Origin of the sequence: Aeromonas sp. SrichE-2G, assembly GCF_017939565.1 — a bacterium.
GTDB lineage: Bacteria > Pseudomonadota > Gammaproteobacteria > Enterobacterales > Aeromonadaceae > Aeromonas > Aeromonas taiwanensis.
Window position 1 is genome coordinate 48099 of the sequence record NZ_JAGKRG010000007.1, and the last position, 24738, is coordinate 72836.

The following is a 24738-nucleotide window of genomic DNA, read 5'->3' on the forward strand; positions in this document are numbered from 1 at the left end:
CCATCTTGATGGGGGGATCCCGTGGAGGAAGATGAAATGCCCAAAAAGTCCAAGTCACAGGCGATGTTGCTGCACTTCACGTCGCCGCGCCTCTCCATCGAAGAGCGCTTTGCCGCCGGCAAGGCGCTGCGTGAACACGTTCCTCGTGAATCCCATTCCCTGTTGCCAGCCCCCCATCCGGGACGGGATCCCATTGCCGTGCTCAAGGCTCAGGCCGCCACCCGGGTGCAGTGGCTGGTGCCGGTGCGCCACGCCCGAATGCAGGAGTCCCCCTTCGCCTTCCTGCGGGGGGCGGCGGCCATCATGGCGTCCGATCTGGTGGACACCCCGAGAACCGGGCTCATGGTGCAGGCCTGCGGTGACATGCACGTGGCCAACATCGGCCTCTATGCGAGTGCCGAGCGCAATCTGGTGCTGGCCATCAATGACTTCGACGAGACCCACATCGGACCCTGGGAGTGGGATCTCAAGCGCCTCGCCACGAGCGCCCTGGTGGCGGCGGACTACCTCGGGGCCAGCGCCGCCCGCCAGCGGGAGGCGGCCAGGATGATAGTGAGCGGATACCGCACCCGGATGCGGGAGTACGGCAAGATGGGCTTCATGCATGTCTGGTACGATCGCATCGATCAGGCCTCCGTCCTTCACGCCTTCTCCGAGGATGCCCACCGCAGCGTCGAAGCCGCCTTCGCCAAGGCCAGGGGGCGCAACCACCTGCAGGTGCTCGGCAAGATGACGGATCTGGTGGACGATCAGCACAGGATCCGCGAGCTCCACCCCTTCGTCATCCGTGAAACTCACACCGAGAACGGCGAGCCCATCGACGTGGTGCTCGGCGATCTGCTGGAGGCCTATCTGGCTTCCCTGCCGGCCGACAGGCGCATACTGCTCAAGCGCTATCGCGTGGTCGACGTGGCCCGCAAGGTGGTCGGGGTCGGCAGCGTGGGCACCCGGTGCTGGGTGATCCTGATGACGGGGGCCGACGACGACGACCCGCTGTTCCTGCAGGTCAAGGAGGCCCAGCCCTCGGTGCTGGCCCCCTATTTCACCTCCGAGGATGACAGCGGCAACCAGGGACAGCGGGTGGTCAGGGGGCAGCGGATGATCCAGGGCTCGCCGGATATCTTCCTCGGCTGGTGCGAGCTGCGGGAACGCCACTACTACGTGCGCCAGCTGCGGGACATGAAGGGGGGCATGGATCTGACCCCAGGCACGGTCAAGCCCCGCCACTTCGTGGAATATTGCCAGCTCTGCGGCTGGGCGCTGGCCCTGGCCCATGCCAAGTCCGGGGATGCGGCCCGGATCGCCGGCTATCTCGGCAAGTCGTCCGTGATGGACGAGGCCATCACCGAGTTTGCGGTGGCCTATGGAGAGCGCACCCGGGAGGATCATGGCCGCCTGCTGGCCGCCATCGCCTGCGGCGAACTGGAGGCGGCCAGCGAGGCCCGGTGAGCGTTTTCCCTCACCCTGGCCCTCTCCCGGAGGGAGAGGGAACCGATCGGAGGAGCGTTGAGAGTGAGGCCCGAAATAGGCCAAATTGCCGAAGAGCTGGAGTCTTGGCGCCTTGAGCCTTTTTTGTCTTGGCGTGTCGGTTGCCCCTAGTTTTTCCACTGAACGCCGATCCGCTCCCTTCTCCCCTCGCGGGAGAAGGGGTGGGGATGAGGGGGAAACCAGTCACAGCAGTGATTGCCTAATAAATGCCAGCACGGCATTCATGCGGCCCAGCACGTCGTTATTCCATACCCGGATCACGTTGAACCCCTGACATGACAGATAGGCCGTTCTTGCCTCATCGTAGAATTGTTCTGCCGGCTGGTTATGCTGTCCACCATCGACCTCGATCACCAGCCGCTGCTCCAGACAGATGAAGTCCACTATGTAGGGGCCAACAGGGAACTGGCGACGGAACTTTAGCCCCTCAAACCGGCGGTTGCGTAGCTGAAACCAGAGTCTCTGTTCGGCCAGGGTGGCTTCGCTTCTCAGTCGTTTGGCATGGGGATTGGTTTGCATGGAACGGCTCCGGCTCGATTGGATCTTTATAGGTATAGCCAGCCCCCATCCTCGGAAGAGTCTGCCCTCACCCTGACCCTCTCCCGGGGGGAGAGGGAATTGATCGAGAAGCTGGAAGAGCCGAGGTTAAAAAAAGTGTTCACCTGTTGGTTGCCACGATTTATCCGCAGGCTGCTGATCTGCTCCCTTCTCCCGCTCACTTGAAAAAGAATGGGGCAAGGGGGGATGAGGGGCGGGACCATATGTCGAATGCCTGACAAGATTTTGAGCCGTAGTACGTTATGCCGGGCCTATCTCGGATTGACCAGTTCCTTTCTCAAGACCTTGAGCCATGGGCGGGTTGTTGCGCAGGGTGTCAGCCGCAGTCTGTTGGGCTAACTCGGTTCCTGATTGACCAACCCCTTCATCAGATCTTTTAGCCAGATCAAGGCAGGCTGCTGCGCGTGGTACCTGGCATGCCAGACGCAGGGGGTTACTCCTGATTGACCAGCTCCCTCATCAGCGCTTTCAGCCAGATCAAGGCCGGCTGCTGCGCATGAACCGGATGCCAGACGCAGTTGAGGTGGTAGTCCGGCACGTCCTCGGGCAGGGGCAGGCTCTTGAGCGGCCAGTGGTGGGCGAGCAGCTCCGCCACCATGCTCGGCAGCACCAGCAGGTGATCGCTCTGGCTCACGATGGCGGCGGCGGACATATAGCTCTGGCTGTTGACCGAGATGGTACGACTGAAGCCAAGCGTCTTCAGGTAGCGATCCAGGCTCGCCTCGGAGGTGCCCAGCGGCGAGTGGAACACGTGGGGCATCTCGATCAGTTGCGCCAGCGTGATGCGCTCCTGCGCCAGGGGCAGGGTGTCGCGCACCAGCCCGGCCAGGGGCTCGGTGAGCCAGGTCTCCTTGCCCAGATACCCCGGCACCTGCATGTATTCGTCGAATCCCAGCACCAGGTCTATCTCGCCGCTCGCCAGCTCCGCCTCCGGCAGGGTGTCGCGCAGGATGCGGATCTCGATGGTGACGCCCGGCGCCAGCCTCCTGAGGCGCTGGATGAGGGGCGGGATCAGCACGCACTCCACGTAGTCCGTGGTGCAGAGCACGAAGCGCCGCTTCGAGTGGCGCGGGTCGAACTCGTCCTCCTCGCTGAGCTGCTGCTCCAGCAGCCGCAGCGCCTGCTGCACCCCCAGGTGCAGGCGCTGGGCGCGGGCGGTCGGCAGCATCCCCTGGGGGGTGCGCACCAGTAACGGGTCGTCGAAGAAGGTGCGCAGGCGATTGAGCGCGTGGCTCATGGCGGGCTGGCTGACGAAGAGCGATTCGGCGGCGCGGGTCACGCTGCCTTGCGTCATCAGGGCGTCAAAGGCGAGCAGCAGATTGAGGTCGAGCTGGTGCAGTTTCATGGGGGGATTATTCGCCATATCTATGGGACAATCCATCCTATTCATTTGATGGATGGGCGCGCAACTTCTTACACTGCGGCTCACTCTTATTTTTCCAGGGTTCCCGTCTCAATCCGGGGGCCTCAATCCATGCAAGGAGCCTTGCGATGAGCATCAAGACCATGAACACCACGCCGGCCGCCGACGGCTTCACCATGCCCGCCGAGTGGGCGCACCAGCAGGCCGTCTGGATGATCTGGCCGTTCCGTCCGGACAACTGGCGTGAGGCCGGCCGCTTCGCGCAAGCCACCTTCGCCAAGGTGGCCGATGCCATCGGCGGCGCGACTCCGGTCTTTATGGGGGTGCCGGCCCAGTTCATGGAGCAGGCCCGCGCCGTGATGCCCGCCCACGTCACCCTGGTCGAGATGGCCAGCGATGACTGCTGGGCCCGCGACAGCGGCCCGACCGTGGTCACCAACGCCGCCGGCGAGTGCCGCGGGGTGGACTGGGGCTTCAACGCCTGGGGTGGCCACAAGGGCGGCCTCTACTATCCCTGGGATCAGGACGAGAAAGTGGCGGCCCAGATGCTGGAACAGCACGGCATGGATCGCTACGACGCGCCGCTCATTCTGGAGGGGGGCTCCATCCACGTGGACGGCGAAGGCACCTGCATGACCACCGCAGAATGCCTGCTCAACGAGAACCGCAACCCGGATCTCACCAAGGAGCAGATTGAAGCTCACCTGCGCGACTATCTGGGCGTCACCAGCTTTATCTGGCTGGACGAGGGCGTCTACATGGACGAGACCGACGGCCACATCGACAACATGTGCTGCTTCGTGCGCCCGGGTGAAGTGGCCCTGCACTGGACCGACGACGAGACCGATCCCCAGTACGCCCGCTCCCTGGCCGCCCTCAAGGTGCTCGAGGCTGCCGTGGACGCCAAGGGTCGCAAGCTTAAAGTCTGGAAGCTGCCCCAGCCGGGCCCGCTGTTCTGCACCGAAGAGGAATCCGCCGGCGTCGAGAGCGGCACCGGTGTACCGCGTGAGGCAGAGGGTCGTCTGGCCGGCTCCTACGTGAACTTCCTCATCACCAACGATCGCATCGTCTACCCGCTGCTGGATGCCGCCACCGACGGCGAGGCCCAGCGCATCCTGGAGGAGATCTTCCCGGATCACAAAGTGGTCGGCGTGCCGGCCCGCGAGATCCTGCTGGGCGGTGGCAATATCCACTGCATCACCCAGCAGATCCCCTCCGGCCAATAAGCCGCCGGGTAACGCCCCCCGGTCTTGGGGGGCGCTGATTGCTATCGTGGTCGCATCGGCAGAGCAGCCGCTGCGACCACTGCCTCACGGCGCCAAGCCTGCCCCGTGCGGCCCATATCCTGACACCGTCACCCTATTGCAGGAGATCCCAAAAATGATCGAAGTGACCGAGGTTTCCATCGCCGAGCTGCGTGCCGCACTCGAATCCGGCCGCACCACCGCGGTCGAACTGGTCAAGGCCTATCAGGCCCGGATCGCCGCCTATGACGGCCCCGAGACAGACACCAAACTTAACGCCGTCGTGGTGCGCAACCCCGATGCGCTGAAGGAGGCCGAAGCCTCCGATGCGCGCCGCGCCCGTGGCGAAACCCTGGGGCCGCTGGACGGCATCCCCTACACCGCCAAGGACAGCTACCTGGTCAAGGGGCTGACCGCCGCCTCCGGCAGCCCGGCCTTCAAGGATCTGGTGGCCCAGCGCGATGCCTTTACCGTGGAGCGCCTGCGCGCCGCCGGTGCCATCTGCCTGGGCAAGACCAATATGCCGCCGATGGCCAATGGCGGCATGCAGCGCGGCGTCTATGGCCGTGCCGAGAGCCCCTACAACGCCGACTACCTGACCGCGCCCTTTGCCTCCGGCTCCTCCAACGGCGCTGGCACCGCCACTGCGGCCAGCTTCTCCGCCTTTGGTCTGGCCGAAGAGACTTGGTCGAGCGGCCGGGGCCCGGCCTCCAACAACGGCCTGTGTGCCTACACCCCGTCCCGTGGCGTCATCTCGGTGCGCGGCAACTGGCCCCTGACCCCGACCATGGACGTGGTGGTGCCCTACGCCCGCACCATGTCAGACCTCTTGGAAGTGCTGGATGTGGTCGTCGCCGACGATGCCGAGACCCGTGGGGATCTCTGGCGCATGCAGCCCTGGGTGCAGCTGCCCAAGGCCTCCGAAGTGCGCCCGGCTTCCTACCTTGATCTCGCCGCCGGTGCCTCCGCCCTCAAGGGCAAGCGCCTCGGCGTGCCGCGCATGTTTATCAACAAGGATGAACTGGCCGGCACCAGCGACAGCCCCGGCATCGGCGGCCCTACCGGCCAGCGTATCCAGACTCGCGACTCCGTGATTGCCCTCTGGGAAGACGCGCGCAAGGCCCTGGAAGCGGCCGGCGCCGAGGTCATCGAAGTGGACTTCCCCCTGGTCTCCAACTGCGAAGGGGACAGACCCGGCGCGCCCACCGTGTTCAATCGCGGCATCGTCACCCCGGAATTCCTCAACGACGAGCTGTGGGAGCTCTCCGGCTGGGCGTTCGACGACTTCCTGCGCGCCAACGGCGATCCCAAGCTCAATAAACTCGCCGATGTGGACGGGCCCAAGATCTTCCCCCACGATCCGGGCACCCTGCCGAATCGCGAAGGGGATCTCGCCGCCGGCATGGACGAGTACGTCAATATGGCCAAGCGTGGCCTCAAGCGCTTTGACGAGATCCCCACAGTGCCGGACGGCCTGCGCGGTCTGGAGCATACCCGCAAGCTGGATCTGGAGGACTGGATGGACGGGCTCAAGCTCGACGCCGTGCTGTTCCCCACCGTCGCCGACGTCGCCCCGGCTGATGCGGATGTGAATCCGGCCTCCGCCGATATCGCCTGGAGCAACGGCATCTGGGTTGCCAACGGCAACCTCGCCATTCGTCATCTCGGCGTGCCGACCGTCACCGTCCCCATGGGGGTGATGGCCGATATCGGCATGCCGGTGGGTCTGACCTTCGCCGGTCGCGCCTACGACGACAACAACCTGCTGCGCGTTGCCTCGGCCTTCGAGTCCACCGGCAGCAAGCGTATGGTACCGCCGCGCACGCCGCCGCTGGGGTGATTGCTGTTGTGAGTTAAATTTTTCTGGTTTATCCGAAGATAATGAAAAAACCACCCGTTATACGGGTGGCTTTATTTTATCAAAACAATATTTTAATATAATTAATTGACAGATGGTTAAATTCTTTCATAGGTGTTCATCACTTGTACCTTTCTAAGTTTTTAATTAATTTTTTCCGTTCAGCTAATAATTCAGCATGCATTTTTTTCGCCATGGGAGTGGTAAGGTCAAAAACCCCCACTTTCAGATTTATCTTTTTTATTCCATCAATTAAAGATGTTCTCACTAGTTCTTTATCATCCTTGTCGTTAACATTGTCCATTAAGCCAAGGATGTCTTTATGTAAACCAAGGAGCATCGGATAGATAAGTGTGGGGGAGTTTCCTTTGTGATTCTTCGTTCTGTTGCTGATATCATTTATTTTTTTGTTGATATTATGTAATGAACCTATAACGCCTTTTCTCGCTTCAATTCGTATTATCTCTTTTTTATATCTTGAATCTGTTTGGAATAACACTTCTGAATTTACCATGTCACTTAATTTCACGACATCAGATAATATTGTTTTTATCCCGTCACGGTATTCAGGGTATTGTGTTATAGCACTGCCTAAAGGATTTAATGCACTCAATAATACACAGACTTTTCCATAGGCGGTGATCTTTGCTTTTATTGAACCTTCTTCAAATTCAACATTAACGATAATGTCATCGTAAAGAAAGAACTTCATTCTTTCTTGTGCGTGCTTTGTTATTATCTTTTTGAGTGCTTCGATTTTCTCTGCTTTATCTTTTCCGCTAAGAGAGGTTAGCCACTCAGGCTCAACATGAACATAAGATTGGCTAAGGATATTTTTATTTATATAATCGGCCATGTTAATCCTTTAAATTCTTGGCAGTGATTTATATTTTATTATTTATTAACATACTATTGTGAAGGTCTTGTCTGAAGCTGTTTAACTTCAGGGTGTGATGTGCAGCAATAATTTTGTGACTTTCTAGGATCGTGAGTTCGAATAGCGAAGCGTATTCGGACGATCGCGGGGCTGGATCGCCGAGAGGACACAGGTATCAAAGGCTTTTGGCTTTTCTTGTCATCGCTATGTTCGTGGTGAACGGACTATTACGCTCCTCTTACCGTCAATCGACATCTTTGTCGTGACTCGCTGCTGATTTTTCCTGACGTCCCCCGACTTCACCCTGGCTTCACACAGCCTCATTTTTTCCTCACAAAGCCCTTCTATCTTCTGCCCACTGATAAATGGGTCTGCTTGCCACAGAGTGGCGAGGGGCAGGTAGAGAGGTGGGCAAGACGATGAAATCCTGGATCAAATACGGGTTGGCCGGGGCCTTGATATTGGTGGCGAGTTTCTGGGGCGGCAGCGTGCGGGCGGCGGGGGCGTGGCCCGCTCAAGGGGGCCCGTGCCCGCCTGTCCCCCAATTCCCCTTATATCAATCGGCAGCCAATGGCTGAACGTGCCGGGCTGGCCGTCAACGGAAGCGAAACAGCTCCCGGTGCAGCGGGGCGGCCAGATGGGCATCCAGGGTCTGGGCCATGGGCTCGGGACCGCAGAACCACACGGGGGCGTGCTGGCGCTCACCCAGAGCGGCCAGATCCAGCCGGCCGCGTTCGGCCTCCAGGTGCAGGCGGTAGTCTATTCCGGCCCGGCGGCACAGCTCGGCCAGCCGGTTGTGATAGGGGGCGGCCTCGGCGGTGGGGGCGCATTGCAGCAAGGTGGTGCCGGGGCGTTTTTCACCGCGGCGCACCAGGGCCTCCAGCCAGGCGACGAAAGGGGTGATGCCGATGCCGGCCCCCACCCAGAGCGCGGGGGCGGGATCCGGCAGGGCGAAGGCGCCATAGGGGCCGGTGACGGTGACGGCATCCCCCGCCTTGAGGTGCTGGTGCAGCCAGCGGGTGTGATCCCCGAGGGCGCGCACCGCCAGGGTGAGGGTGCGGCGGTCCGCCGAGACGTCCACCAGGGTGTAGGGGTGAGGCTCGCCGCGCCCGGCAAAGTCGAAGAAGGCGAACTGCCCCGGACGATAGTGAGCGAGGGGGCTGGCCAGGGCGACCCGGATCTCCAGGGTGCGATCGTCCAGAGGGGCGAGGGCGCTCACGGTCCCGCGGTGGCGCTGGTCGCGCCCCACCCGGCCAAACAGGGAGTAGAGCGCCCCCAGGGCGCCCATCCCGCCGCCGACAAGCAGGGTCAGGCCGACCGGGGTCAGGGCGCCTATGCCCGGCAGCAGGCAGAGCCCGTGTACCCAGCCCATCAGATAGATGACCGGGGCCAGCCGGTGAACCACCTTGAAGCGCTCGTAGCGCACCACCGCCAGCAGGCTCACCACCACCAGGGCCAGCAGCAGATAGAAGCCCCACTCGCCCAGGGTATTGCCGAGTTCGTGCCAGAGGGCATCGTGGCCGGCTCCGGCTCCGGCTCCGGCTCCGGCTCCGGCTCCGCGGCGCGCCGGCCGGGCCAGCCAGCCGGCGGTGACGGCCCATTTGGGCGCCTCTACCAGCAGCCAGTGGGCCACCAGGGTGCCGGTGGCCCAGAGGGCGCTGGTCCGGTGCAGGCGCAGCATGCGATCCAGCCCCCCGCACCATGCTTCGAGCCTGGGCAGGCGCAGGGCCAGCAGCAGGGAGAGGGTCATGGCGCCGAGGCCAAGCACGCCGGTCAGGATCAACAGTTCATGGCGCCAGGGCCAGATGCCGGTGGGCCACTGCGCAAGGCCAAACAGCCAGAGCAGGGTGAGGATCAGGGGCAGGGTCCAGGCGAGGGTGGCGGGTTTCATGGTGTCCTCCTTGTCCATGTCCCTATTGCACACCCGCTTTGTGGCGAAAGTGTGCCCTTGCACTACCTCTTTTGTAGCAGATTGTGGCAAGGACGGGACGGGAGGAAACAAGGGGCTGGCCCCCTGAAAGCCCCCCGGCGGAGCAGGGGGCGGGCGGGTTTCAGCGTCGCTTGCCCCTGGCACCGAGGGCCTGCTGCCTGGCCTTCTGCTTCTGGGCGCCCTTGCTGTTGCGACGCGAGACGGGGGGCTCGCGGGTGAGATCCGGCTCGAAGCCCGGGAACCACTGCTGGGGCAATCGGGTGTCGAGCACGGCCTCCACCTTCTCCAGCAGCGGCGTGTCCTCCGGGCTGAACAGGGTCACGGCCAGCCCCTTGTTGCCGGCGCGGCCGGTGCGCCCGATGCGGTGCACGTAGTCCTCGGCCTGATGCGGGAACTCCACGTTGATGACGTAGTTGAGATCGCTGATGTCGAGGCCGCGGGCCGCCACGTCGGTGGCCACCAGGGCCTGCAGGGTGCCGGCGCGAAACTCGATCAGCACTTTCTCCCGCGCGCTCTGGGAGAGGTCCCCGTGGAAGGCGAGCGCGTTGATGCCCCCCTTGCCAAGCTGCTGGGCCAGCTTGTCGGCCCCCTGGCGGGTGCGGCTGAAGATGAGCGCCGGCGCCCACCCCTTCACCTTGATAAGGTGTTCGATCAGTTCCACCTTGCGCTCAGCGTCCACCGCATAGACCCGCTGCTCCACCTCGGCCGCCGTGGTGTTGCGCGGCGCCACTTCGATAAGCTCGGGGTCGCGCAGCAATACCTTGCTCAAGGCAAACAGGTTGTCATCGCAGGTGGCCGAGAAGAGCAGGGTCTGGCGATCCTCTGGCAGGTGCTTCAGCAGCGCGGTGATCTCGTCCATAAAGCCCATGTCGAGCATGCGGTCCGCCTCGTCAAACACCAGGTGGGCCACGGCGCCGAGGCTCACCGCCCCGTGGCGCAGGTGATCGAGCAAGCGCCCAGGGGTGGCGATCAGGATATCCACGCCCGATTTGAGTGCCTCCACCTGGGCGGCGATGCTGACCCCGCCGTAGACGAGCGTGCTGGTGAGGCTGGAGCCCCTGGCGTAGCGCACGACGCTCTCTTGCACCTGCACCGCCAGCTCGCGGGTCGGTACCAGCACCAGGGCGCGCACCGGGCGGGTTTCGCCGGCCGGGGCCTGCTGCAGCCGTTCGATGAGCGGCAGCACAAAGGCGGCGGTCTTGCCGGTGCCGGTCTGGGCCCCCGCCAGCAGATCCCGCCCCGCCAGAATGACCGGGATGGCGCTGGCCTGAATGGGGGTCGGCGCGGCGTAACCGAGTTCACTCAGGGTCTGCTGCAGGCGGGGGGAGAGGGCCAGATCGGCAAAGGAGGCAATGGACATAGGGGCACCAGATAGGGTTATCGCGGCCGCGCCGCGATGGAAACAGTCATCGTGGCGGGGATGGTAACAGATACAGCGGTACTGGCAGAAGGCGGACCGGCGGGGCCGCAGGGTCAGATGCAGTGAAATCCCTCTGACCGCGCCTCGGCAGACTCTTCAGGCCGGGCTGGCTCAGTCGACCAGGGCGACGCTCCCGGCATCCAGGTGGTGCATCCATTCCCGCAGGATCAGCAGGGCGGCGGCCACGCGTCTCTCCCTCGGCAACTGGGCCGACGCCAGGGGATCCCCCTCCATCATGGCGGCCAGCTGGCCGAACAGGCGCTCGACGATCTCCCTGCTCTGCACCCGGCCGCCGAGCACCTCGGCCAGGGGCACGGGGCTTTGCAGGTGCAGCACGGGGTGGGGCGGGATCCGCGCCGCGAGCGGCATCAGCACGTCCTCCACCACCATGATGGCCTGCTCAAGCTCCAGAGGCGTCGGCGGGTCCCGGCGAAAGGGGCCGGGCGTCACGGCATCCAGGCCCAATGCCAGCGCAAATGCCTGGCTGGCGCCATCCTCCCCGGTGATCTGTACCCGGCTCTGGGTGTCACCCAGGCTCAGCAATACGGTGTCGTGCCCCTGTGCTGTCATGTCGTGGTCTCCTGCGTGTGAATAGCCCATGGATACACCCGTGCGGGCCGGATTGGCGAGTCATTTCGCCCCCCATTCGGGCATCAGGGGTTGCAAAGAATTTCCTGAATGGCAATCTGGACGTCCAAACGTCTTTCAAAGGAGCCCTGACATGGATATTCGTATCGTCCCCCGCGCCCTCGTGCTCGCCCTTTCTCTAGTGGGATCAGGCGCCTTCGCCAACGAAGCCCTGGTATTCCAGACCGACTTCGGGCTCAAGGATGGCGCCGTCTCGGCCATGAAGGGGGTCGCCTTCGGGGTGGACCGCACCCTGCCGCTCCATGATCTGACCCACGAGATCCCGGCCTACAACATCTGGGAAGCCTCCTACCGCCTCTATCAGACCCTGCAATACTGGCCCAAGGGCACCGTCTTCGTGAGCGTGGTGGATCCGGGCGTCGGCACCGCTCGCAAGTCGGTGGTGCTCAAGACCAGGAGCGGCCACTACATCGTCAGCCCGGACAACGGCACCCTGACCCTGGCGGCGGAACACTTCGGCATCGAGGCGGTGCGCCAGATCGACGAGAAGACCAACCGTCTCAAGGGCTCCGAGAAGTCCTACACCTTCCACGGCCGCGACGTCTACGCCTACACCGGTGCCCGTCTCGCCTCCGGAGCCATCAGCTTCGAGCAGGTGGGGCCAGAGCTTCCCGCCGAGGTGGTGACCATCCCCTATCAGCCGGCAGTGGCCGAGCAGGATGGCACCCTGAAGGGCACCATCCCGATCCTGGATGTGCAGTACGGTAACGTCTGGACCAATATCGACGACGCCCTGCTCGGCAAGGCAGGCATCCACAAGGGGGACAACGCCTGCATCAGGATCAGCGAAGGGGATGCGTTGAAATACGAGGGCAAGGCCCCCTACGTCAGCAGCTTTGGCGATGTGCCGGAGGGCCAGCCCCTGGTCTACCTCAACAGCCTGTTGCAGGTGTCGGTGGCCCTCAATATGGACAGCTTCGCCGCCAGACATCAGGTGCAATCCGGCGCCAACTGGTATATCAGCCTGAAGAAGTGCGGCTAGCGGGAGGCTGTCAGAGGGTGCAATCCGGTACAAACGGCATACCAGCCTGAAGAAGTGCAACTAGACGCTGCCATCGGGCGCTATCCGGTACAAACGGGCATATCAGTCTGAAGAAGTGCAACTAGACGCTGCCCGCGGGTGCTATCCGGCACAAACGGGCATATCAGTCTGAAGAAGTGCGGATAGGGTTCAACCCTTCTGTCGGCGACATGTCTTTCGGGGCGGTGGGACTGGTGTCCACCGCCCCTTGTCGTTGGCGGTGGCGTCTTGCCGGGCCAGCCGGTTATCTCATCATTTGTCATTCTCGTTTAATAAAGCGCTGCCATGCTGTGGCCGGACGCCGTGATGACGCAATGATTGCGCCGAGATAACAAGGAAAAGCCGATGAGCCGTTTTGACGAGAAAGACAGTGCCAACCACCCCCGCGAGCAGGAGCCGGCGTTCAACCGCCTCATTGAGGCGGGCCTGAGCCGCCGTGGCTTCCTCAAAGGGGTGGGCGCCGCCAGCATGGTGGCCTTCTTTGCCGCGAGCCCCGTGGCCCAGGCCGTGGCCGCCGCCACCCGGCCGCTGCTTGGCTTCCAGGCCGTGCCCGCCTCGGTGGCCGACACCATAGTGGTGCCGCCCGGCTACAAGGCCGAGGTGCTGATCGCCTGGGGAGATGCCCTCTTCCCCGATGCCCCCGCCTTTGCCCAAAGCAACGATGCCAAGGCCCAGGCACGCCAGTTTGGCGACAACAACGACGGTATGAGCTTCTTCTCCCTGGGCCCGGACAGCGCCCTGCTCGCCGTCAACAACGAATACACCAACTACGAATACCTGTTTGAAGATGGCGGCAAGGCCCTCAGTGCCGGCGCCGTCGCCAAGGCCCAGGCGGCCCACGGGGTCTCCCTGGTGGAGCTGGCGCGCATCGATGGCAAGTGGCAGGCCAACCCCAAGGGGGCCCTCAACCGCCGCATCACCGCCACGACCCCCATGACATTGAGCGGCCCGGCGGCGGGCCATGCCCTGCTCAAGACCCAGGCCGATCCCGAGGGGCGCACCGCCCTTGGCACCTTCAACAACTGCGCCAATGGCCAGACCCCCTGGGGCACCTACCTCACCTGCGAGGAGAACTTCAACGGCTACTTCGGCAGCGAGGGCAAGCCGGTGCTGGACCAGCGCACCGCCCGCTACGGCCTGGCCGCCGAGGATGCAGGCTTTGGCTGGTACAAATTTGACGAGCGGTTCGATCTCGCGAAGCATCCCCAGGAGCCGCACCGCTTCGGCTGGGTGGTGGAAATCGATCCCCGCGATCCCGCCTCCACCCCGAAGAAGCGTACCGCCCTTGGCCGCTTCAAGCATGAGAATGCGGCCTTCACCATCAACCAGGATGGCCGCGCCGTGGTCTACCTCGGCGATGACGAGCGGGGGGAGCACATCTACCGCTTCGTCTCGAAGAACAAGGTGGCGCCGGGCAATGACCCCGCCAACCGGGATCTGCTGGACGAGGGCACCCTCTATGTGGCCCGCTTCGAGGCCAGGGAGGGGGAGCTCAAGGGCACCGGCCAGTGGCTGCCCCTGGTGCACGGCGAGCATGGTCTGACCCGGGAGAACGGCTTCGCCGATCAGGGGGAGGTGCTCATCTTCGCCCGGGAGGCGGCGACCCGGCTCGGCGCCACCACCATGGACAGGCCCGAGTGGGTGGCCGTGCATCCCCACAGGGCCGAGGTCTACTGCACCCTGACCAACAACAAGAACCGCGGCATCAAGGAGAACCAACCTCTCGATGGCGCCAACCCCAGGGCCGAGAACCCCTATGGCCAGATCATCCGCTGGCGCCCGATGGGGGACGATCACGGGAGCGACAGCTTCGAGTGGGATCTCTTCCTGCTGGCGGGCAACCCTGGCGTGCACAAGGAGGGGCTGATGGCGGGCAGTGCCAACATTCATCCGGACAACATGTTCAACAGCCCGGACGGCATCGGCTTCGACGAGGCGGGGCGGCTCTGGATCCAGACCGACGGCGATTACTCCAACGAGAAGCAGTTTGCCGGCATGGGCAACAACCAGATGCTGTGCGCCGATCCCGCGAGCGGCGAGGTGCGCCGCTTCCTGACCGGCCCCGTGGCCTGCGAAATAACGGGCCTCACCTTCACGCCAGACTGGCGCACCCTGTTCGTCGGGGTGCAGCACCCGGGTGAGGAAGGGGCTCCCTCCCATTTCCCGGACGGCGGCACCGCCATTCCCCGCTCCGCTGTGTTGCGGATCACCCGGGACGATGGCGGCATCATCGGCGCCTGATGGCCCGGGATAACCGCCTGGCCCGTGATGACAAGAGCCGCCTTCGGGCGGCTTTTTTTGTGGGTGTGGCGGGCGGGAGACAAAAAAAGACCGGGTACGGGACCCGGTCAAAGAACCCGCGCATTCAGGGAAGAAGTGCGGGCGTTCAGGCTTGGTGGCGGGGCCGGGCATCGGCCCCCGATCCGGTGTCGGGGTGAGTGGCGTCCCCCCGGCGTCAATGCGGGCTATTCGCGCTCCAGTGCGTGGATGGGATCCAGCCTGGCTGCCCGGCGGGCCGGGGCGAAGCCGAATATTACCCCGATCAGGCTGGCGCAAAGGCAGGCCACCTCCATGGCGGCAAGGGAGTAGCTCATCCGGACGCCGCTGCTGAAGTGGTCGAACAGTTGGCCCAGCACCAGGGAGAGGACGATGCCGAGCACGCCCCCCAGCAGGCAGATCAGCACGGCTTCAATGAGGAACTGCTGCTGGATGTCCCGGGTCCGGGCGCCGACCGCCATCCGCACCCCTATCTCCCGGGTGCGCTCGGTGACCGAGACCAGCATGATGTTCATCACCCCTATGCCCCCGACGATCAGGGAAATGAGGGCGATGAGGGCGATCAGCGTGGTCAGGGTGGCGCTGGTCTGGCTGATGGTCTGGCGGATGCTGTCGGTGTTGAGCAGGAAGAAGTCCTGGCTGCCGTGGCGCAGGGTGAGCAGGCGGCTGATGCCATCCTGGGCGGCGTCCAGGCTCACCTCGTCCCGCACCCGCACGCTGATGCTGCGCAGATGGCTCTGCCCCAGCAGGCGGCTCATGGCGGTGGTATGAGGGATCCAGACGTTGAGGGTCTCGTCGCTGCCAAAGCCGCTCTGGTTCTTGATGGCGACCCCGATCACCCGGCAGGGCAGATCCCCCAGCAGGATCACCTGGCCCAGGGGGGACTGGGTCGGGGCGAACAGCTTGTCCCGGGTGTGCTCGTCGATCACCACCTCCTGGGCCAGGCTCTCCTCGCTCTGGCGATCAAAGCCCATGCCCTGGGCCAGGCGATAGCCCCTGACCTGGAAGAACTCGGCGCCGACCCCGTTGATGGTGCCGGAGACGGCTGTGTTGCCAAGGCGCAGGGTGGCGCTGGTGCTGAGGCTGGGGGTGACGCTGTGCACGTAGTCCAGCCGGGCGATGGCCTCGGCGTCCCCGATCCGCAACGTCTGTATGGTAGCGGAGCGCATGTCCCCGAAGCCGCGGCCGGGGAACACCTCCAGGGTGCTGGTGCCCATGGCGTTGATGTTCTCCAGCACCCGCTCCCTGGAGCCCTGCCCGAGGGCCACCACGGTCACCACCGAGGCGATACCTATGATGATGCCGAGCATGGTGAGAAAGGTGCGCAGACGCTGGGCGACCATGGCCTTGAGGGCCATCTGCAGGGCATTGCCGAGCCCCGCCATCCGCGGGGTCTTCCTCCTGGCGGACGTCTTGGTGGCTGCCTGGGTCGCCTGGGGAAGGGCCTGTGGCTCGCGGGTGCGGCGATCGGCGATCACCCGGCCATCCTTGAGCTCGATGATCCGCTCTGCGTGGCGGGCGATCTCCATGTCGTGGGTGACGATCACCAGGGTGTGGCCCTGGCGATGCAGGGCTTGAAGGCTCGCCATCACCTCGGCGCCGCTCTGGCTGTCGAGGGCCCCGGTCGGCTCGTCGGCCAGGATCACCTCGCCGCCATTGATGAGGGCCCGGGCGATGCTGACCCGCTGCTGCTGGCCGCCGGAGAGCTGGCTTGGCTTGTGTTCGAGCCGACTGGCGAGGCCGAAGCGGGTCAGCAGGGCCTCGGCCCGCTGGCGTCGCTCGGCCGGATCCAGACCGGCGTAGAGGGCGGGCACCTCCACATTGGTGCGGGCATCGAGATCCGCCAGCAAGTGATAACGCTGGAAAATGAAGCCGAAGTGCTCCCGGCGCAGGGCGGCGAGCTCGTCCCGGCTGAGGGTGGCAGTGTCGCGCCCGGCCACCAGATAGGCCCCCTCGCTCGGCTGATCCAGGCAGCCCAGCAGGTTCATCAGGGTGGATTTGCCGGAGCCCGAAGCGCCGACGATGGCCACCATCTCCCCACGGGCGATCGCCAGATCGATGCCATCGAGCACGGTGACTGTGCGCTCACCCTCTTTGAAGTGGCGGCGGATGCCCCGCAGTTGCAACAAGGCGCCCATGATCACATCCCCATGGGGGGCGGCATGCCCCCGGCGGCGTCGCTCTGGCCTGCGCTCACTTCGCTGACGATGACCCGCTCACCGGTGCTCAGGTCTGACAGGATCTGGGCATCCACCTTGTTGTTCAGGCCGACCTTGACCCGGCGCAGGCTGATCCGGCCTCCGTCGTCGACCACCCTGACCTGATCCCCCTGCAGGGCGATGGCCGGGATCACCAGCGCATCTTTGAGCCGGGCGACCACCAGATAGACCTGGGCCGTCATGCTGATCCTGAGCTGGCCATCCTGATTGGGCACCTCGAACAGGCCGTGATAATAGATGGCACTGCTGTCGCTGCTGCTGGTGGTGTCGTCGTCATTGATGGTGTCGGGGGCGGGCTCGATGGCGCGCAGGGATCCCTCGAAGCGGCGCTGGCTGTTGCCAAGAATGGTGAAATAGACCGGCATGCCGACCCGGACGTTGATGACGTCGGCCTCGGAGATCCTGGCCTCCACCGTCATGGTGTCGAGCTGGGCAATCTTGAGCAGGGTAGGGGTGCTCTGGCTGGCGTTGAGGGTCTGCCCCTCCTCCACCGGCATGGCCACCACGGTACCGGAGAGGGGGGCCAGGATCCGGGTATACCCCAGGTTGACCCGGGCGGTGTCCACCGCGATCTCGGCCTGCACCCGCTGGGCCTGGAGGGCCCGGATATCGGCCAGGGTCTCGTCCAGGGTCGCCTTGGCGCTGTCATGGTCGGCCGTGCTGCCAAGGCCCCTTGCGACGATCTGCTGCTGGCGCTGGTACGCCAGGCGGGCGTTGCGCAGGGTGGCCTCTTTGGAATCCAGCTGGGCCTGGAGGTTGTCGCGCTGGGCCAGGGCGTCCTTGAGGGTGTTCTGCTGGGTCAGATCGTCGATCTCGACCAGCAGATCCCCCTGTTTGACCTCCTGCCCCAGGGTCACGTGCAGCCGCTTGATCTGGCCAGACACCTGGGCGCCCACGCTCACCTGCTTGCGCGCCTTCAGGGTGCCGTCCGCCATCACCAGCTGCTCCAGATCCCGGCTCTCGGCGGTGGCGGTGATGTAGTCGCTGGCGGGTGCCTTGGCCTGGGGGCGCCAGGCCAGCAGCAAGGCGAGGGCGCACAGGGGCAGGAGCCAGAACAGACGAGGGGAGAGCTTGGGCATGACAACCTGTATCCTGAATGACGATAACGGCGGCACTCTACCCCAGAGCCGGGTTAAGGCTCTTTGCTTCAAGCGTAAGGGTTTCGTAAAAATGGCTGCCAAGGGCGGAGCAAGCGGCGAAAATGGCCGCCGACAAGGGAGACCGTATATGAAGATCCTGCTGGTGGATGACGACGCCGAACTGGGCGCCATGTTGAGTGAATATCTGGGGGGAGAGGGGTTCGAGACCACCCAGGTGCTGACCGGAGGGGAAGGGGTGCACCATGCCCTGTCCGGCCGTTACAGCGCCCTGCTGCTGGACGTGATGCTGCCGGATCTGGGGGGCACCGAGGTGCTGCGCCAGGTGCGTCAGCGCAGCCGCCTGCCGATCATCATGCTGACCGCCAAGGGGGACAACGTGGATCGGGTGGTGGGGCTGGAGATGGGGGCCGATGACTATGTGCCCAAACCCTGCTACCCCAGGGAGCTGGTGGCCCGGCTGCGGGCCGTCCTGCGGCGGGTCAACGAGGGGAGTACCCCGGCACCCTCTCCGGAGGCCCTCATCCTCGGGGCCCTGACGGTGAACCCGGCCAACCGCGTCTGCCTGTGGCAGGGAACGCCGGTAGAGCTGACTGCCACCGAGTTCAACATGCTGGTGCTGCTGCTGCGCACCCCGGAGCAGGTGGTCACCAAGGACACCCTCTCCCTGCAGGGGGTCGGACGCCCCCGTGAGGCCTATGATCGCAGCGTCGATGTGCACATCTGCAACCTGCGGCAGAAGCTGCAACAGAAGGCGGGGGAGGCCGTCACCATAGAGACGGTGCGCAGCATAGGGTACAAGATACTGTGATCCTCAAGGGCCGGTTGTTCTGGAAGATATTGCTGGGGTTCTGGCTGGCCATCGTGCTGGTCAGCCAGCTGCTGTGGATCGGGTTCAGCGCGCAGCGTGAGCGGCCGGAGGATCGTCTCGCCCACCGGCTGGCGACACGGCACCTGGACATGGCGGCGGCCGTGCTGGCGCAGGGGGGCATAGAGGCCGCGACGGCATTGAGCGAGACCATGCCGCCACCTTTGCTGCAGATAACGCCCCTCGATGCCGCCGATGCGCCTCCCCGGCCAGCGCCCCAGGCATCCGGGCTGCCTGTCCCCGGGGAGCCGGGCCCGGGCGCCGTGCTGACGCGCACTGTGATCGCCAACGACGGGCAGGCCTACCAGCTGCGGGCAGGACCGGATCCGCTCATCACCCCGAGGGGACCGGAGCCCGGCCCCCTCTCCTGGCTCAACATCCCCCCGCCCATGCTCTGGATCGGCGGCCTGGGGGGGCTCCTGTTCAGCATCCTGTTCGCCTGGCATCTGACCCGGCCCATGAACGCCCTGCGGCGCAGCTTCGGCCAGGTAGCCAGGGGGGATCTGGGGGTTCGGCTGTGGCCCGCCCTGCGCTGGCGTCGGGACGAGCTGACCGAGGTGGCGCAGGAGTTCGACCTCATGGTGGAACGGTTGCAGCAGCTGGTCGAGGGTCGCGAACAGCTGCTCCACGACGTCTCCCACGAGCTGCGCTCCCCCCTGGCCCGCATCCAGATGGCCATCGGCCTGGCGGAGCAGAGTCCGGAGAAGGTGAGCGATGCCCTGGCGCGGATCCGGCTCGAGACGGAGCGGATGGACAGGATGATAGGGGAGCTGCTGACCCTCTCCCGCGCCGAGCAGGGCCACGGCCTGGGGCAGAGCCATTACGACCTGCTGGCGCTGGTGGACACCGTCATCCAGGATGCCAGGTTCGAGGCCCAGCAATCCGGGGTCGAGATCGAGCTCGAGCAGACGCTGGGGGAGGGCTGCCTCCTGCTGGGCCATGCCGAGCTGGTGCGCCGCGCCGTGGAGAACGTGGTGCGCAACGCCCTGCGCTTCTCGCAGTCGGGCCAGACGGTGAGTGTCAGCCTGATGCGCCTGGGCCAGGAGGTGCAGCTCTCCATCGCCGATCGGGGGCCCGGGGTGGAGGAGGGCAAGCTGGCGGGGATCTTCGACCCCTTCGTGCGCATCGGCTCACCCCGGATGGGCAAGGGCTACGGGCTTGGGCTCGCCATCGCCCGCAAGGCGGTGATCCTGCAGGGCGGCAGCATCCAGGCCCGCAACCGCGCTCAGGGTGGATTGAGGGTAACCATGACGCTGCCCCTGCATGAGCCGTCCTGAGGGGCGCGGCTCTGGTTTGAGTAAGGGGGAAACCCCGGGAATAAGGAAGGGGGCCTAGGCCCCCTTCTCGTATCTGTTCCACCCTGGTCTCAGCGCAGCGCCGCCGGTGGCGGCACCTCGGTGTAGCGCCCGTCTATTTCCCGCAGGTAGTAGTGACCCTCCTTGACGTAATAGCGGCGGCCGTCCAGATCCAGGGGGACCAGGCCCGACTCCGCTGCGACCAGGACCTGAGGGGGCGGGGAGACCACCACATAGTGGTTCTCCTGCTGCCGGTAGAAGATGCCGTCGAGCACATAGTAGGTGAGCCCGGCCAGCAGCAGGGTTTCCACCCCTCCCGGCAGCCTGTCGACGCGGTGACCGGGGCCAAAGCCGGGGCCCGCATCCATGCCGTGCCGGGGGGCCGGTCTCTCCCACCCGCCCGGCCTGTCCATGTCACCGGGACCCGCGAGGGCGGGCAGGGTGATGAGCATGGAGAGCAGCCAGAATGAGGCGCGGCGCGTGCTCATCTCACTGCCCCTTGAGCGGTGCGCTGGCGGGTTGGGGTTTGGGCGGCTGTGGCGGCAGCTCGCGCACGCTGACCATGACCTCGTAGCGGGTATCCGGCCTGGCGGCATCAATGTTCTTGGACAGCGCCTGTACCAGTGCCTGGGGATCCGTGCCCTGCTTGCTGGCGTGGTAGAGCACGGAGGGGGGCGGCGCCATGGGGCCTCCCTGGCGGGCGCCCATAGGGGGCGGCATCTCGCCGGCATGCACGAGCGTGGTGCCCAGCAGCAGGGCAAGGGCGATGGGATAGCGTGACATGATGATGACTCCATTGATGGGACGGCTTCCATCAAACGCGACTCCCGCGCTCGGCTCAATCACCTTTACACCCTCTTTTCGCCCCCTTTACAGACGTGACAACGGGCGCCGTGGCGCCCGCTGTATCTTGCGTCTGTCTCTAACTCAGAACTCGTTGGAGAGCGCCTTGTAACCCTTGACCAGGTCGATGTTGGTGTGGGCCACGTCCTCGGAAAATTCGGTGGCGTCCACGGTGACGCGGGGGATCTGGGCCAGATCACTCTGCTGGTTGATGCGGGTGGTAGAGGGCACGTAGAAGCCGGGGGGGATATCGCACCCGTCGACCACGGAGTTGTGGCGCACCACGGAGCCGTCGCCGATGTGGCAGTTGAACAGCACGCTGTTGAAGCCGATGAAGACTCGGTTGCCCACCTCGCACGGCCCGTGGACGATGCTGCGGTGGGCGATGGAGCTGAACTCGCCGATGGTGACGGCGGCGCCGGACTTGGAGTGGATCACCACGCCATCCTGGATGTTGGAGTTGGCGCCGATGATGATGGGTTCCATGTCACCGGTCTCATCGACCTCGTCGGCACGGATCACGGCGTAGGGGCCGACAAAGACGTTCTCCTTGATGATCACCTTGCCGCAGATGATGGCGGTCTTGTCGACATAGGCGGATTCGTGGATGACGGGCAGGTGACCTGAGGGATTCTTGCGGATCATGTTACATCCTGTTGCTGATGAAATCGGGGAAAAGTGGCGCGTCATGAGGGCCCGCCGGAGAGCCAGCTTACGCCTCTGATCCGGGAGGGGAAACCCTTTACTGGTCTGACCCATCTTTCATAGGGGCATTGCTCGTGGTTGTTCTTTGACTCCCTGTTATGGGAGCATGAGGACGGTTTCGAGCATGCAACTGCGTGCCGGCAGAGAGGAGACGAAGGTGAGGGGGAGCGGGAGATGAGACGGATCATGGTGTTGCTGGCAGGGGCCCTGCTGTGGGTCTCTGCCGCAGAAGGCAAGGGGCGTGCGGGGGAGTTTGACTATTACGCCGTGGCGCTCTCCTGGTCGCCGGAGCATTGCGCCATCAAGCCGGCGGATCGGGAGCAGTGCAGTCGGCAGCTGGGGTTCGTGCTGCACGGGCTCTGGCCCCAATATCAGCGCGGCTACCCCAGCTCCTGCACAAGCGAGCGGCTGGATCCTGCGATGGAGCAGCGGTTTGCCGGGCTCTACCCCAGCCGCTTCCTCTATCGCCATGAATGGGAGAAGCACGGCACCTGCTCGGGTCTCAGCCAGGTTGACTTCCATCAACTGGCCAGCGACCTGCGTCAGAAGGTGCAGATCCCGCAGGCCTATCGCGCCCCGGCGGAGCCCCTTCGCAAGAGTGCCTTCCAGCTCAAGGCGGATCTGGCCGATGCCAACCACTGGCTGACCCCCGACAGCATCACGGTGGCTTGCGCCGATGGTGGCCGTTTCCTGCGGGAGATCTATGTCTGCATCGACAAGGAGGGGAGCGAAGCCGTTCCCTGTTCGGACGAGATGCAAAAGCGGGAACGCCGCTCCTGCGGTCAGCCCGATTTTCTGCTGCGCAGCGTGCGTTGAACCCGGTGATCCCTGTCAGGCCCCTCGCGGGCCTGATGTGCAATGAACCCTGTGGCAAGGAGTCTGATGGATGAAAGGCAACGAAGGATTTTCGGCAGAGGAGCGGGCACTGCTGCTCGCCGTGAAAGGCGTGGGGCCCACCGTCATCGGCCGGCTCGAACAGCTTGGCTACCATAGTCTGTCGGCATTGGCCGACGCCGACACGACTCATATCGTGACACTGGTCGCCAGCATGCTGGGCTCGACCTGCTGGCAGAACAGCCCCCAGGCCCGCGGAGCCATCGATGGGGCCATTGCGCTGGCGCGCAGCCAGATCGCCCGTGGCAGGCAGGACGTCGCCCCATGACGCTCTTCGCCGAGCTGGGGATGCGCTATCCCATCATCCAGGCGCCCATGGCGGGCGTACAAAACAGCGCCCTGGCGATGGCGGCAACGGGGGCGGGAGCCCTGGGGTCCCTGCCGGCCGCCATGCTGAGTGGTGACGAATTGCGCCAGGAGCTGATCCGCCTCGCCGCCAGCGGGCCAGGGCCATTCAACATCAACTTCTTCTGTCATCGGCAGCCTGAGCCGGATCCGGCCCAAGAGCGCCGCTGGCGCCAGGTGCTGGCACCCTATTACGCCGAGTTCGGGGTAGATGCTGCCGCGCAGTCGCGCGCGCCCGGCCGGGCCCCCTTCAATGGCGAACATGCGGCCCTGCTCGAGGAGTTCAGGCCGGCCGTGGTCAGTTTCCACTTCGGCTTGCCCGAGCCCGAGTTGCTTGCCCAGGTGAAGGCCTGCGGGGCCAAGGTATTTGCCAGCGCCACCACGGTGGCAGAAGCGCAGTGGCTTGCTGACCACGGAGCCGATGCCGTCATCGCTCAGGGGCTGGAGGGCGGTGGCCATCGCGGCCACTTCCTCGACGAGGATCTCGGCCTGCAGCAGGGCACCTTTACCCTGTTACCACAGATAGTGGCGGTGGTGGATCTCCCTGTCATCGCGGCGGGAGGCATAGTCGACGGCAAGGGGATCCGGGCCGCGCTGGCGCTGGGGGCAAGCGCGGTGCAGATGGGGACGGCGTTTCTCTGTTGTCACGAGGCTACTACCTCAGCTCTGCATCGGGCGGCTATCCGCGACGAGGGTAGCCATCACACCGTCCTGACCAATCTGTTCAGCGGCCGCCCGGCGCGCGGGATAGTCAACCGCCTGATGCGCGAGCTGGGTCCGTTGTCCGCAGCTGCGCCTGCCTTCCCTCACGCCAGCGGTGCATTGGCTCCGCTGCGTGCCGCAGCCGAAAAGGTGGGTGACAGTGGCTTCTCGCCGCTCTGGGCTGGCCAGAATGTGTCGGGGTGTCATCCCATGGCGGCCGCCGACCTCATCGCCGCCTGGGTTGTCGAGGCCGGGCTGGTTTGAGACGCCCGCCTCTCCTTCGTGCTGCACCTTATGGGTGTTGCTTCTCTGGGGGCGAGGAGGACAATGGCTGACAACCTCCCTAGATAGCCTTAGGTAGCCATATAAGAAGCAGAGTTTGGGGTTGTTTGGCGCTCGGCTGGGTGGGCTTCTGTGGATAAGTTTGTATAAAAGCTGTGCTTGGATATGAATAACTAAAAAAGAGCACTTTTTTGCAATTTTATTGCGATGCAGGCTTGCCAATGTGATCAATGTCTCTATAATGCGCCTCCATCGACAGGGCAAGCGGCAACGCAAACAAGCCGGTCGGTGGCCTCGAAAAAGCCTTTGCAAATAAGGCTTGACTCGAGAAGGCGGTTGAGTAGAATGCCACTCCCGCAGCAGCCAAAAGCTGCGTCGCTCTTTAACAATTTGAATCAAGCAATCTGTGTGGGCACTCACAGCATCGAGCATCAAAAACAATTTTTGATTTTCAATGTCTGATGAAGTGACCAAAGCAACTTTTAAGTTGCAGCAGTTAATTCAGCAATTCATTGAGCCGCCTTTATAGGCAACCAAACTTAAATTGAAGAGTTTGATCATGGCTCAGATTGAACGCTGGCGGCAGGCCTAACACATGCAAGTCGAGCGGCAGCGGGAAAGTAGCTTGCTACTTTTGCCGGCGAGCGGCGGACGGGTGAGTAATGTCTGGGAAATTGCCCAGTCGAGGGGGATAACAGTTGGAAACGACTGCTAATACCGCATACGCCCTACGGGGGAAAGCAGGGGACCTTCGGGCCTTGCGCGATTGGATATGCCCAGGTGGGATTAGCTAGTTGGTGAGGT

The 24738-nt window shown here is 64.1% G+C and carries 21 protein-coding genes and 1 rRNA gene; 11 read left to right on the forward strand and 11 right to left on the reverse strand.

The genetic code is table 11. From position 1 onward, the window contains the following. The first annotated feature begins 36 nt into the window (after window positions 1-36). Window positions 37-1449 carry a DUF2252 domain-containing protein gene (locus tag J9885_RS11965; protein ID WP_210549572.1) on the forward strand — a complete coding sequence of 471 codons (1413 nt, stop codon included), beginning with the start codon at window positions 37-39 and terminating at the stop codon, window positions 1447-1449. 222 nt (window positions 1450-1671) lie between these two features. On the opposite strand, the gene J9885_RS11970 is transcribed toward J9885_RS11965, so the two are convergent. Together J9885_RS11970 and J9885_RS11975 are read right to left on the reverse strand one after the other, a co-directional pair. Beyond that, window positions 1672-2007 carry an endonuclease domain-containing protein gene (locus tag J9885_RS11970; protein ID WP_210549573.1) on the reverse strand — a complete coding sequence of 112 codons (336 nt, stop codon included), beginning with the start codon at window positions 2005-2007 and terminating at the stop codon, window positions 1672-1674. Between the two features lie 472 nt (window positions 2008-2479). Continuing rightward, entirely contained in the window at window positions 2480-3391 is a 912-nt protein-coding gene (locus J9885_RS11975) for a LysR family transcriptional regulator (RefSeq protein ID WP_210549592.1), read from the reverse strand. 146 nt (window positions 3392-3537) lie between these two features. On the opposite strand from J9885_RS11975, the gene aguA reads away from it, so the two are divergent. Together aguA and J9885_RS11985 are read left to right on the forward strand one after the other, a co-directional pair. Beyond that, window positions 3538-4635: an agmatine deiminase gene (gene aguA, locus J9885_RS11980; RefSeq protein ID WP_210549574.1), complete on the forward strand. Its 1098-nt coding sequence runs from the start codon at window positions 3538-3540 to the stop codon at window positions 4633-4635. A 154-nt stretch (window positions 4636-4789) separates the two neighbouring features. After that, on the forward strand, window positions 4790-6493 hold the full coding sequence (locus J9885_RS11985) for an amidase (RefSeq protein WP_210549575.1): 1704 nt from the start codon (window positions 4790-4792) through the stop codon (window positions 6491-6493). 139 nt (window positions 6494-6632) lie between these two features. Here J9885_RS11985 and J9885_RS11990 read toward each other — a convergent pair whose 3' ends face one another. The 4 genes from J9885_RS11990 to J9885_RS12005 all read right to left on the reverse strand — a co-directional run bounded on the left by J9885_RS11990 (window position 6633) and on the right by J9885_RS12005 (window position 11308). Next, complete coding sequence (locus tag J9885_RS11990; protein WP_210549576.1) at window positions 6633-7367, reverse strand: hypothetical protein; 735 nt, start codon at window positions 7365-7367, stop codon at window positions 6633-6635. 616 nt (window positions 7368-7983) lie between these two features. Further along, window positions 7984-9297, reverse strand: coding sequence for a ferric reductase-like transmembrane domain-containing protein (locus tag J9885_RS11995; RefSeq protein ID WP_210549577.1), 1314 nt, complete (start codon window positions 9295-9297; stop codon window positions 7984-7986). A 142-nt stretch (window positions 9298-9439) separates the two neighbouring features. Then, complete coding sequence (locus J9885_RS12000; protein ID WP_210549578.1) at window positions 9440-10678, reverse strand: DEAD/DEAH box helicase; 1239 nt, start codon at window positions 10676-10678, stop codon at window positions 9440-9442. A gap of 171 nt (window positions 10679-10849) precedes the next feature. Further along, on the reverse strand, window positions 10850-11308 hold the full coding sequence (locus J9885_RS12005) for a hypothetical protein (protein ID WP_210549579.1): 459 nt from the start codon (window positions 11306-11308) through the stop codon (window positions 10850-10852). 151 nt (window positions 11309-11459) lie between these two features. Here J9885_RS12005 and J9885_RS12010 point away from each other — a divergent pair, with 151 nt between their 5' ends. Further along, the gene (locus J9885_RS12010; RefSeq protein ID WP_210549580.1) at window positions 11460-12368 is read left to right on the forward strand and encodes an S-adenosyl-l-methionine hydroxide adenosyltransferase family protein; all 909 of its coding nucleotides are present in this window, start codon (window positions 11460-11462) and stop codon (window positions 12366-12368) included. A gap of 384 nt (window positions 12369-12752) precedes the next feature. Beyond that, on the forward strand, window positions 12753-14648 hold the full coding sequence (locus J9885_RS12015) for a PhoX family phosphatase (protein ID WP_210549581.1): 1896 nt from the start codon (window positions 12753-12755) through the stop codon (window positions 14646-14648). 224 nt (window positions 14649-14872) lie between these two features. On the opposite strand, the gene J9885_RS12020 is transcribed toward J9885_RS12015, so the two are convergent. Continuing rightward, on the reverse strand, window positions 14873-16822 hold the full coding sequence (locus J9885_RS12020) for a MacB family efflux pump subunit (protein WP_246876932.1): 1950 nt from the start codon (window positions 16820-16822) through the stop codon (window positions 14873-14875). Between the two features lie 2 nt (window positions 16823-16824). After that, on the reverse strand, window positions 16825-17982 hold the full coding sequence (locus J9885_RS12025) for an efflux RND transporter periplasmic adaptor subunit (protein WP_210549583.1): 1158 nt from the start codon (window positions 17980-17982) through the stop codon (window positions 16825-16827). Between the two features lie 148 nt (window positions 17983-18130). On the opposite strand from J9885_RS12025, the gene J9885_RS12030 reads away from it, so the two are divergent. After that, entirely contained in the window at window positions 18131-18811 is a 681-nt protein-coding gene (locus J9885_RS12030; RefSeq protein WP_210549584.1) for a response regulator transcription factor, read from the forward strand. Further along, the gene (locus tag J9885_RS12035; RefSeq protein WP_210549585.1) at window positions 18808-20145 is read left to right on the forward strand and encodes an ATP-binding protein; all 1338 of its coding nucleotides are present in this window, start codon (window positions 18808-18810) and stop codon (window positions 20143-20145) included. Before J9885_RS12030 ends, J9885_RS12035 begins: the two co-directional genes overlap by 4 nt. Before the next feature lie 89 nt (window positions 20146-20234). Here the strand turns inward: J9885_RS12035 and J9885_RS12040 are convergent, their stop codons facing one another. The 3 genes from J9885_RS12040 to J9885_RS12050 all read right to left on the reverse strand — a co-directional run bounded on the left by J9885_RS12040 (window position 20235) and on the right by J9885_RS12050 (window position 21651). Further along, the gene (locus J9885_RS12040; RefSeq protein ID WP_210549586.1) at window positions 20235-20651 is read right to left on the reverse strand and encodes a DUF6515 family protein; all 417 of its coding nucleotides are present in this window, start codon (window positions 20649-20651) and stop codon (window positions 20235-20237) included. A gap of 1 nt (window position 20652) precedes the next feature. Continuing rightward, complete coding sequence (locus J9885_RS12045; RefSeq protein WP_210549587.1) at window positions 20653-20946, reverse strand: hypothetical protein; 294 nt, start codon at window positions 20944-20946, stop codon at window positions 20653-20655. Window positions 20947-21090: 144 nt separating this feature from the next. Beyond that, on the reverse strand, window positions 21091-21651 hold the full coding sequence (locus J9885_RS12050; RefSeq protein ID WP_043758100.1) for a carbonate dehydratase: 561 nt from the start codon (window positions 21649-21651) through the stop codon (window positions 21091-21093). A gap of 234 nt (window positions 21652-21885) precedes the next feature. On the opposite strand from J9885_RS12050, the gene J9885_RS12055 reads away from it, so the two are divergent. The 4 genes from J9885_RS12055 to J9885_RS12070 all read left to right on the forward strand — a co-directional run. Next, a complete protein-coding gene (locus tag J9885_RS12055) occupies window positions 21886-22527 on the forward strand; it encodes a ribonuclease (RefSeq protein WP_210549588.1) in 642 nt (213 codons plus the stop codon). Window positions 22528-22597: 70 nt separating this feature from the next. Continuing rightward, window positions 22598-22873: a helix-hairpin-helix domain-containing protein gene (locus tag J9885_RS12060; protein ID WP_210549589.1), complete on the forward strand. Its 276-nt coding sequence runs from the start codon at window positions 22598-22600 to the stop codon at window positions 22871-22873. Continuing rightward, entirely contained in the window at window positions 22870-23916 is a 1047-nt protein-coding gene (locus tag J9885_RS12065; RefSeq protein ID WP_210549590.1) for a nitronate monooxygenase, read from the forward strand. The genes J9885_RS12060 and J9885_RS12065 overlap by 4 nt, the downstream gene beginning before the upstream one ends. 559 nt (window positions 23917-24475) lie before the next feature. Beyond that, window positions 24476-24738, forward strand: a 16S ribosomal RNA gene (locus J9885_RS12070); the annotation flags it as partial.

Bases quoted from the DNA above. Each gene is read 5' to 3' on its own strand.
- J9885_RS11970 (WP_210549573.1), bottom strand. From the start codon at position 2,007: ATGCAAACCAATCCCCATGCCAAACGACTGAGAAGCGAAGCCACCCTG.
- J9885_RS11995 (WP_210549577.1), bottom strand. From the start codon at position 9,297: ATGGACAAGGAGGACACCATGAAACCCGCCACCCTCGCCTGGACCCTG.
- J9885_RS12065 (WP_210549590.1), top strand. From the start codon at position 22,870: ATGACGCTCTTCGCCGAGCTGGGGATGCGCTATCCCATCATCCAGGCG.
- aguA (WP_210549574.1), top strand. From the start codon at position 3,538: ATGAGCATCAAGACCATGAACACCACGCCGGCCGCCGACGGCTTCACC.
- J9885_RS12025 (WP_210549583.1), bottom strand. From the start codon at position 17,982: ATGCCCAAGCTCTCCCCTCGTCTGTTCTGGCTCCTGCCCCTGTGCGCC.
- J9885_RS12030 (WP_210549584.1), top strand. From the start codon at position 18,131: ATGAAGATCCTGCTGGTGGATGACGACGCCGAACTGGGCGCCATGTTG.
- J9885_RS12060 (WP_210549589.1), top strand. From the start codon at position 22,598: ATGAAAGGCAACGAAGGATTTTCGGCAGAGGAGCGGGCACTGCTGCTC.
- J9885_RS12040 (WP_210549586.1), bottom strand. From the start codon at position 20,651: ATGAGCACGCGCCGCGCCTCATTCTGGCTGCTCTCCATGCTCATCACC.
- J9885_RS12010 (WP_210549580.1), top strand. From the start codon at position 11,460: ATGGATATTCGTATCGTCCCCCGCGCCCTCGTGCTCGCCCTTTCTCTA.
- J9885_RS12005 (WP_210549579.1), bottom strand. From the start codon at position 11,308: ATGACAGCACAGGGGCACGACACCGTATTGCTGAGCCTGGGTGACACC.
- J9885_RS11990 (WP_210549576.1), bottom strand. From the start codon at position 7,367: ATGGCCGATTATATAAATAAAAATATCCTTAGCCAATCTTATGTTCAT.
- J9885_RS11975 (WP_210549592.1), bottom strand. From the start codon at position 3,391: ATGAAACTGCACCAGCTCGACCTCAATCTGCTGCTCGCCTTTGACGCC.
- J9885_RS12000 (WP_210549578.1), bottom strand. From the start codon at position 10,678: ATGTCCATTGCCTCCTTTGCCGATCTGGCCCTCTCCCCCCGCCTGCAG.
- J9885_RS12020 (WP_246876932.1), bottom strand. From the start codon at position 16,822: ATGGGCGCCTTGTTGCAACTGCGGGGCATCCGCCGCCACTTCAAAGAG.
- J9885_RS11985 (WP_210549575.1), top strand. From the start codon at position 4,790: ATGATCGAAGTGACCGAGGTTTCCATCGCCGAGCTGCGTGCCGCACTC.
- J9885_RS12045 (WP_210549587.1), bottom strand. From the start codon at position 20,946: ATGTCACGCTATCCCATCGCCCTTGCCCTGCTGCTGGGCACCACGCTC.
- J9885_RS11965 (WP_210549572.1), top strand. From the start codon at position 37: ATGCCCAAAAAGTCCAAGTCACAGGCGATGTTGCTGCACTTCACGTCG.
- J9885_RS12055 (WP_210549588.1), top strand. From the start codon at position 21,886: ATGAGACGGATCATGGTGTTGCTGGCAGGGGCCCTGCTGTGGGTCTCT.
- J9885_RS12015 (WP_210549581.1), top strand. From the start codon at position 12,753: ATGAGCCGTTTTGACGAGAAAGACAGTGCCAACCACCCCCGCGAGCAG.
- J9885_RS12050 (WP_043758100.1), bottom strand. From the start codon at position 21,651: ATGATCCGCAAGAATCCCTCAGGTCACCTGCCCGTCATCCACGAATCC.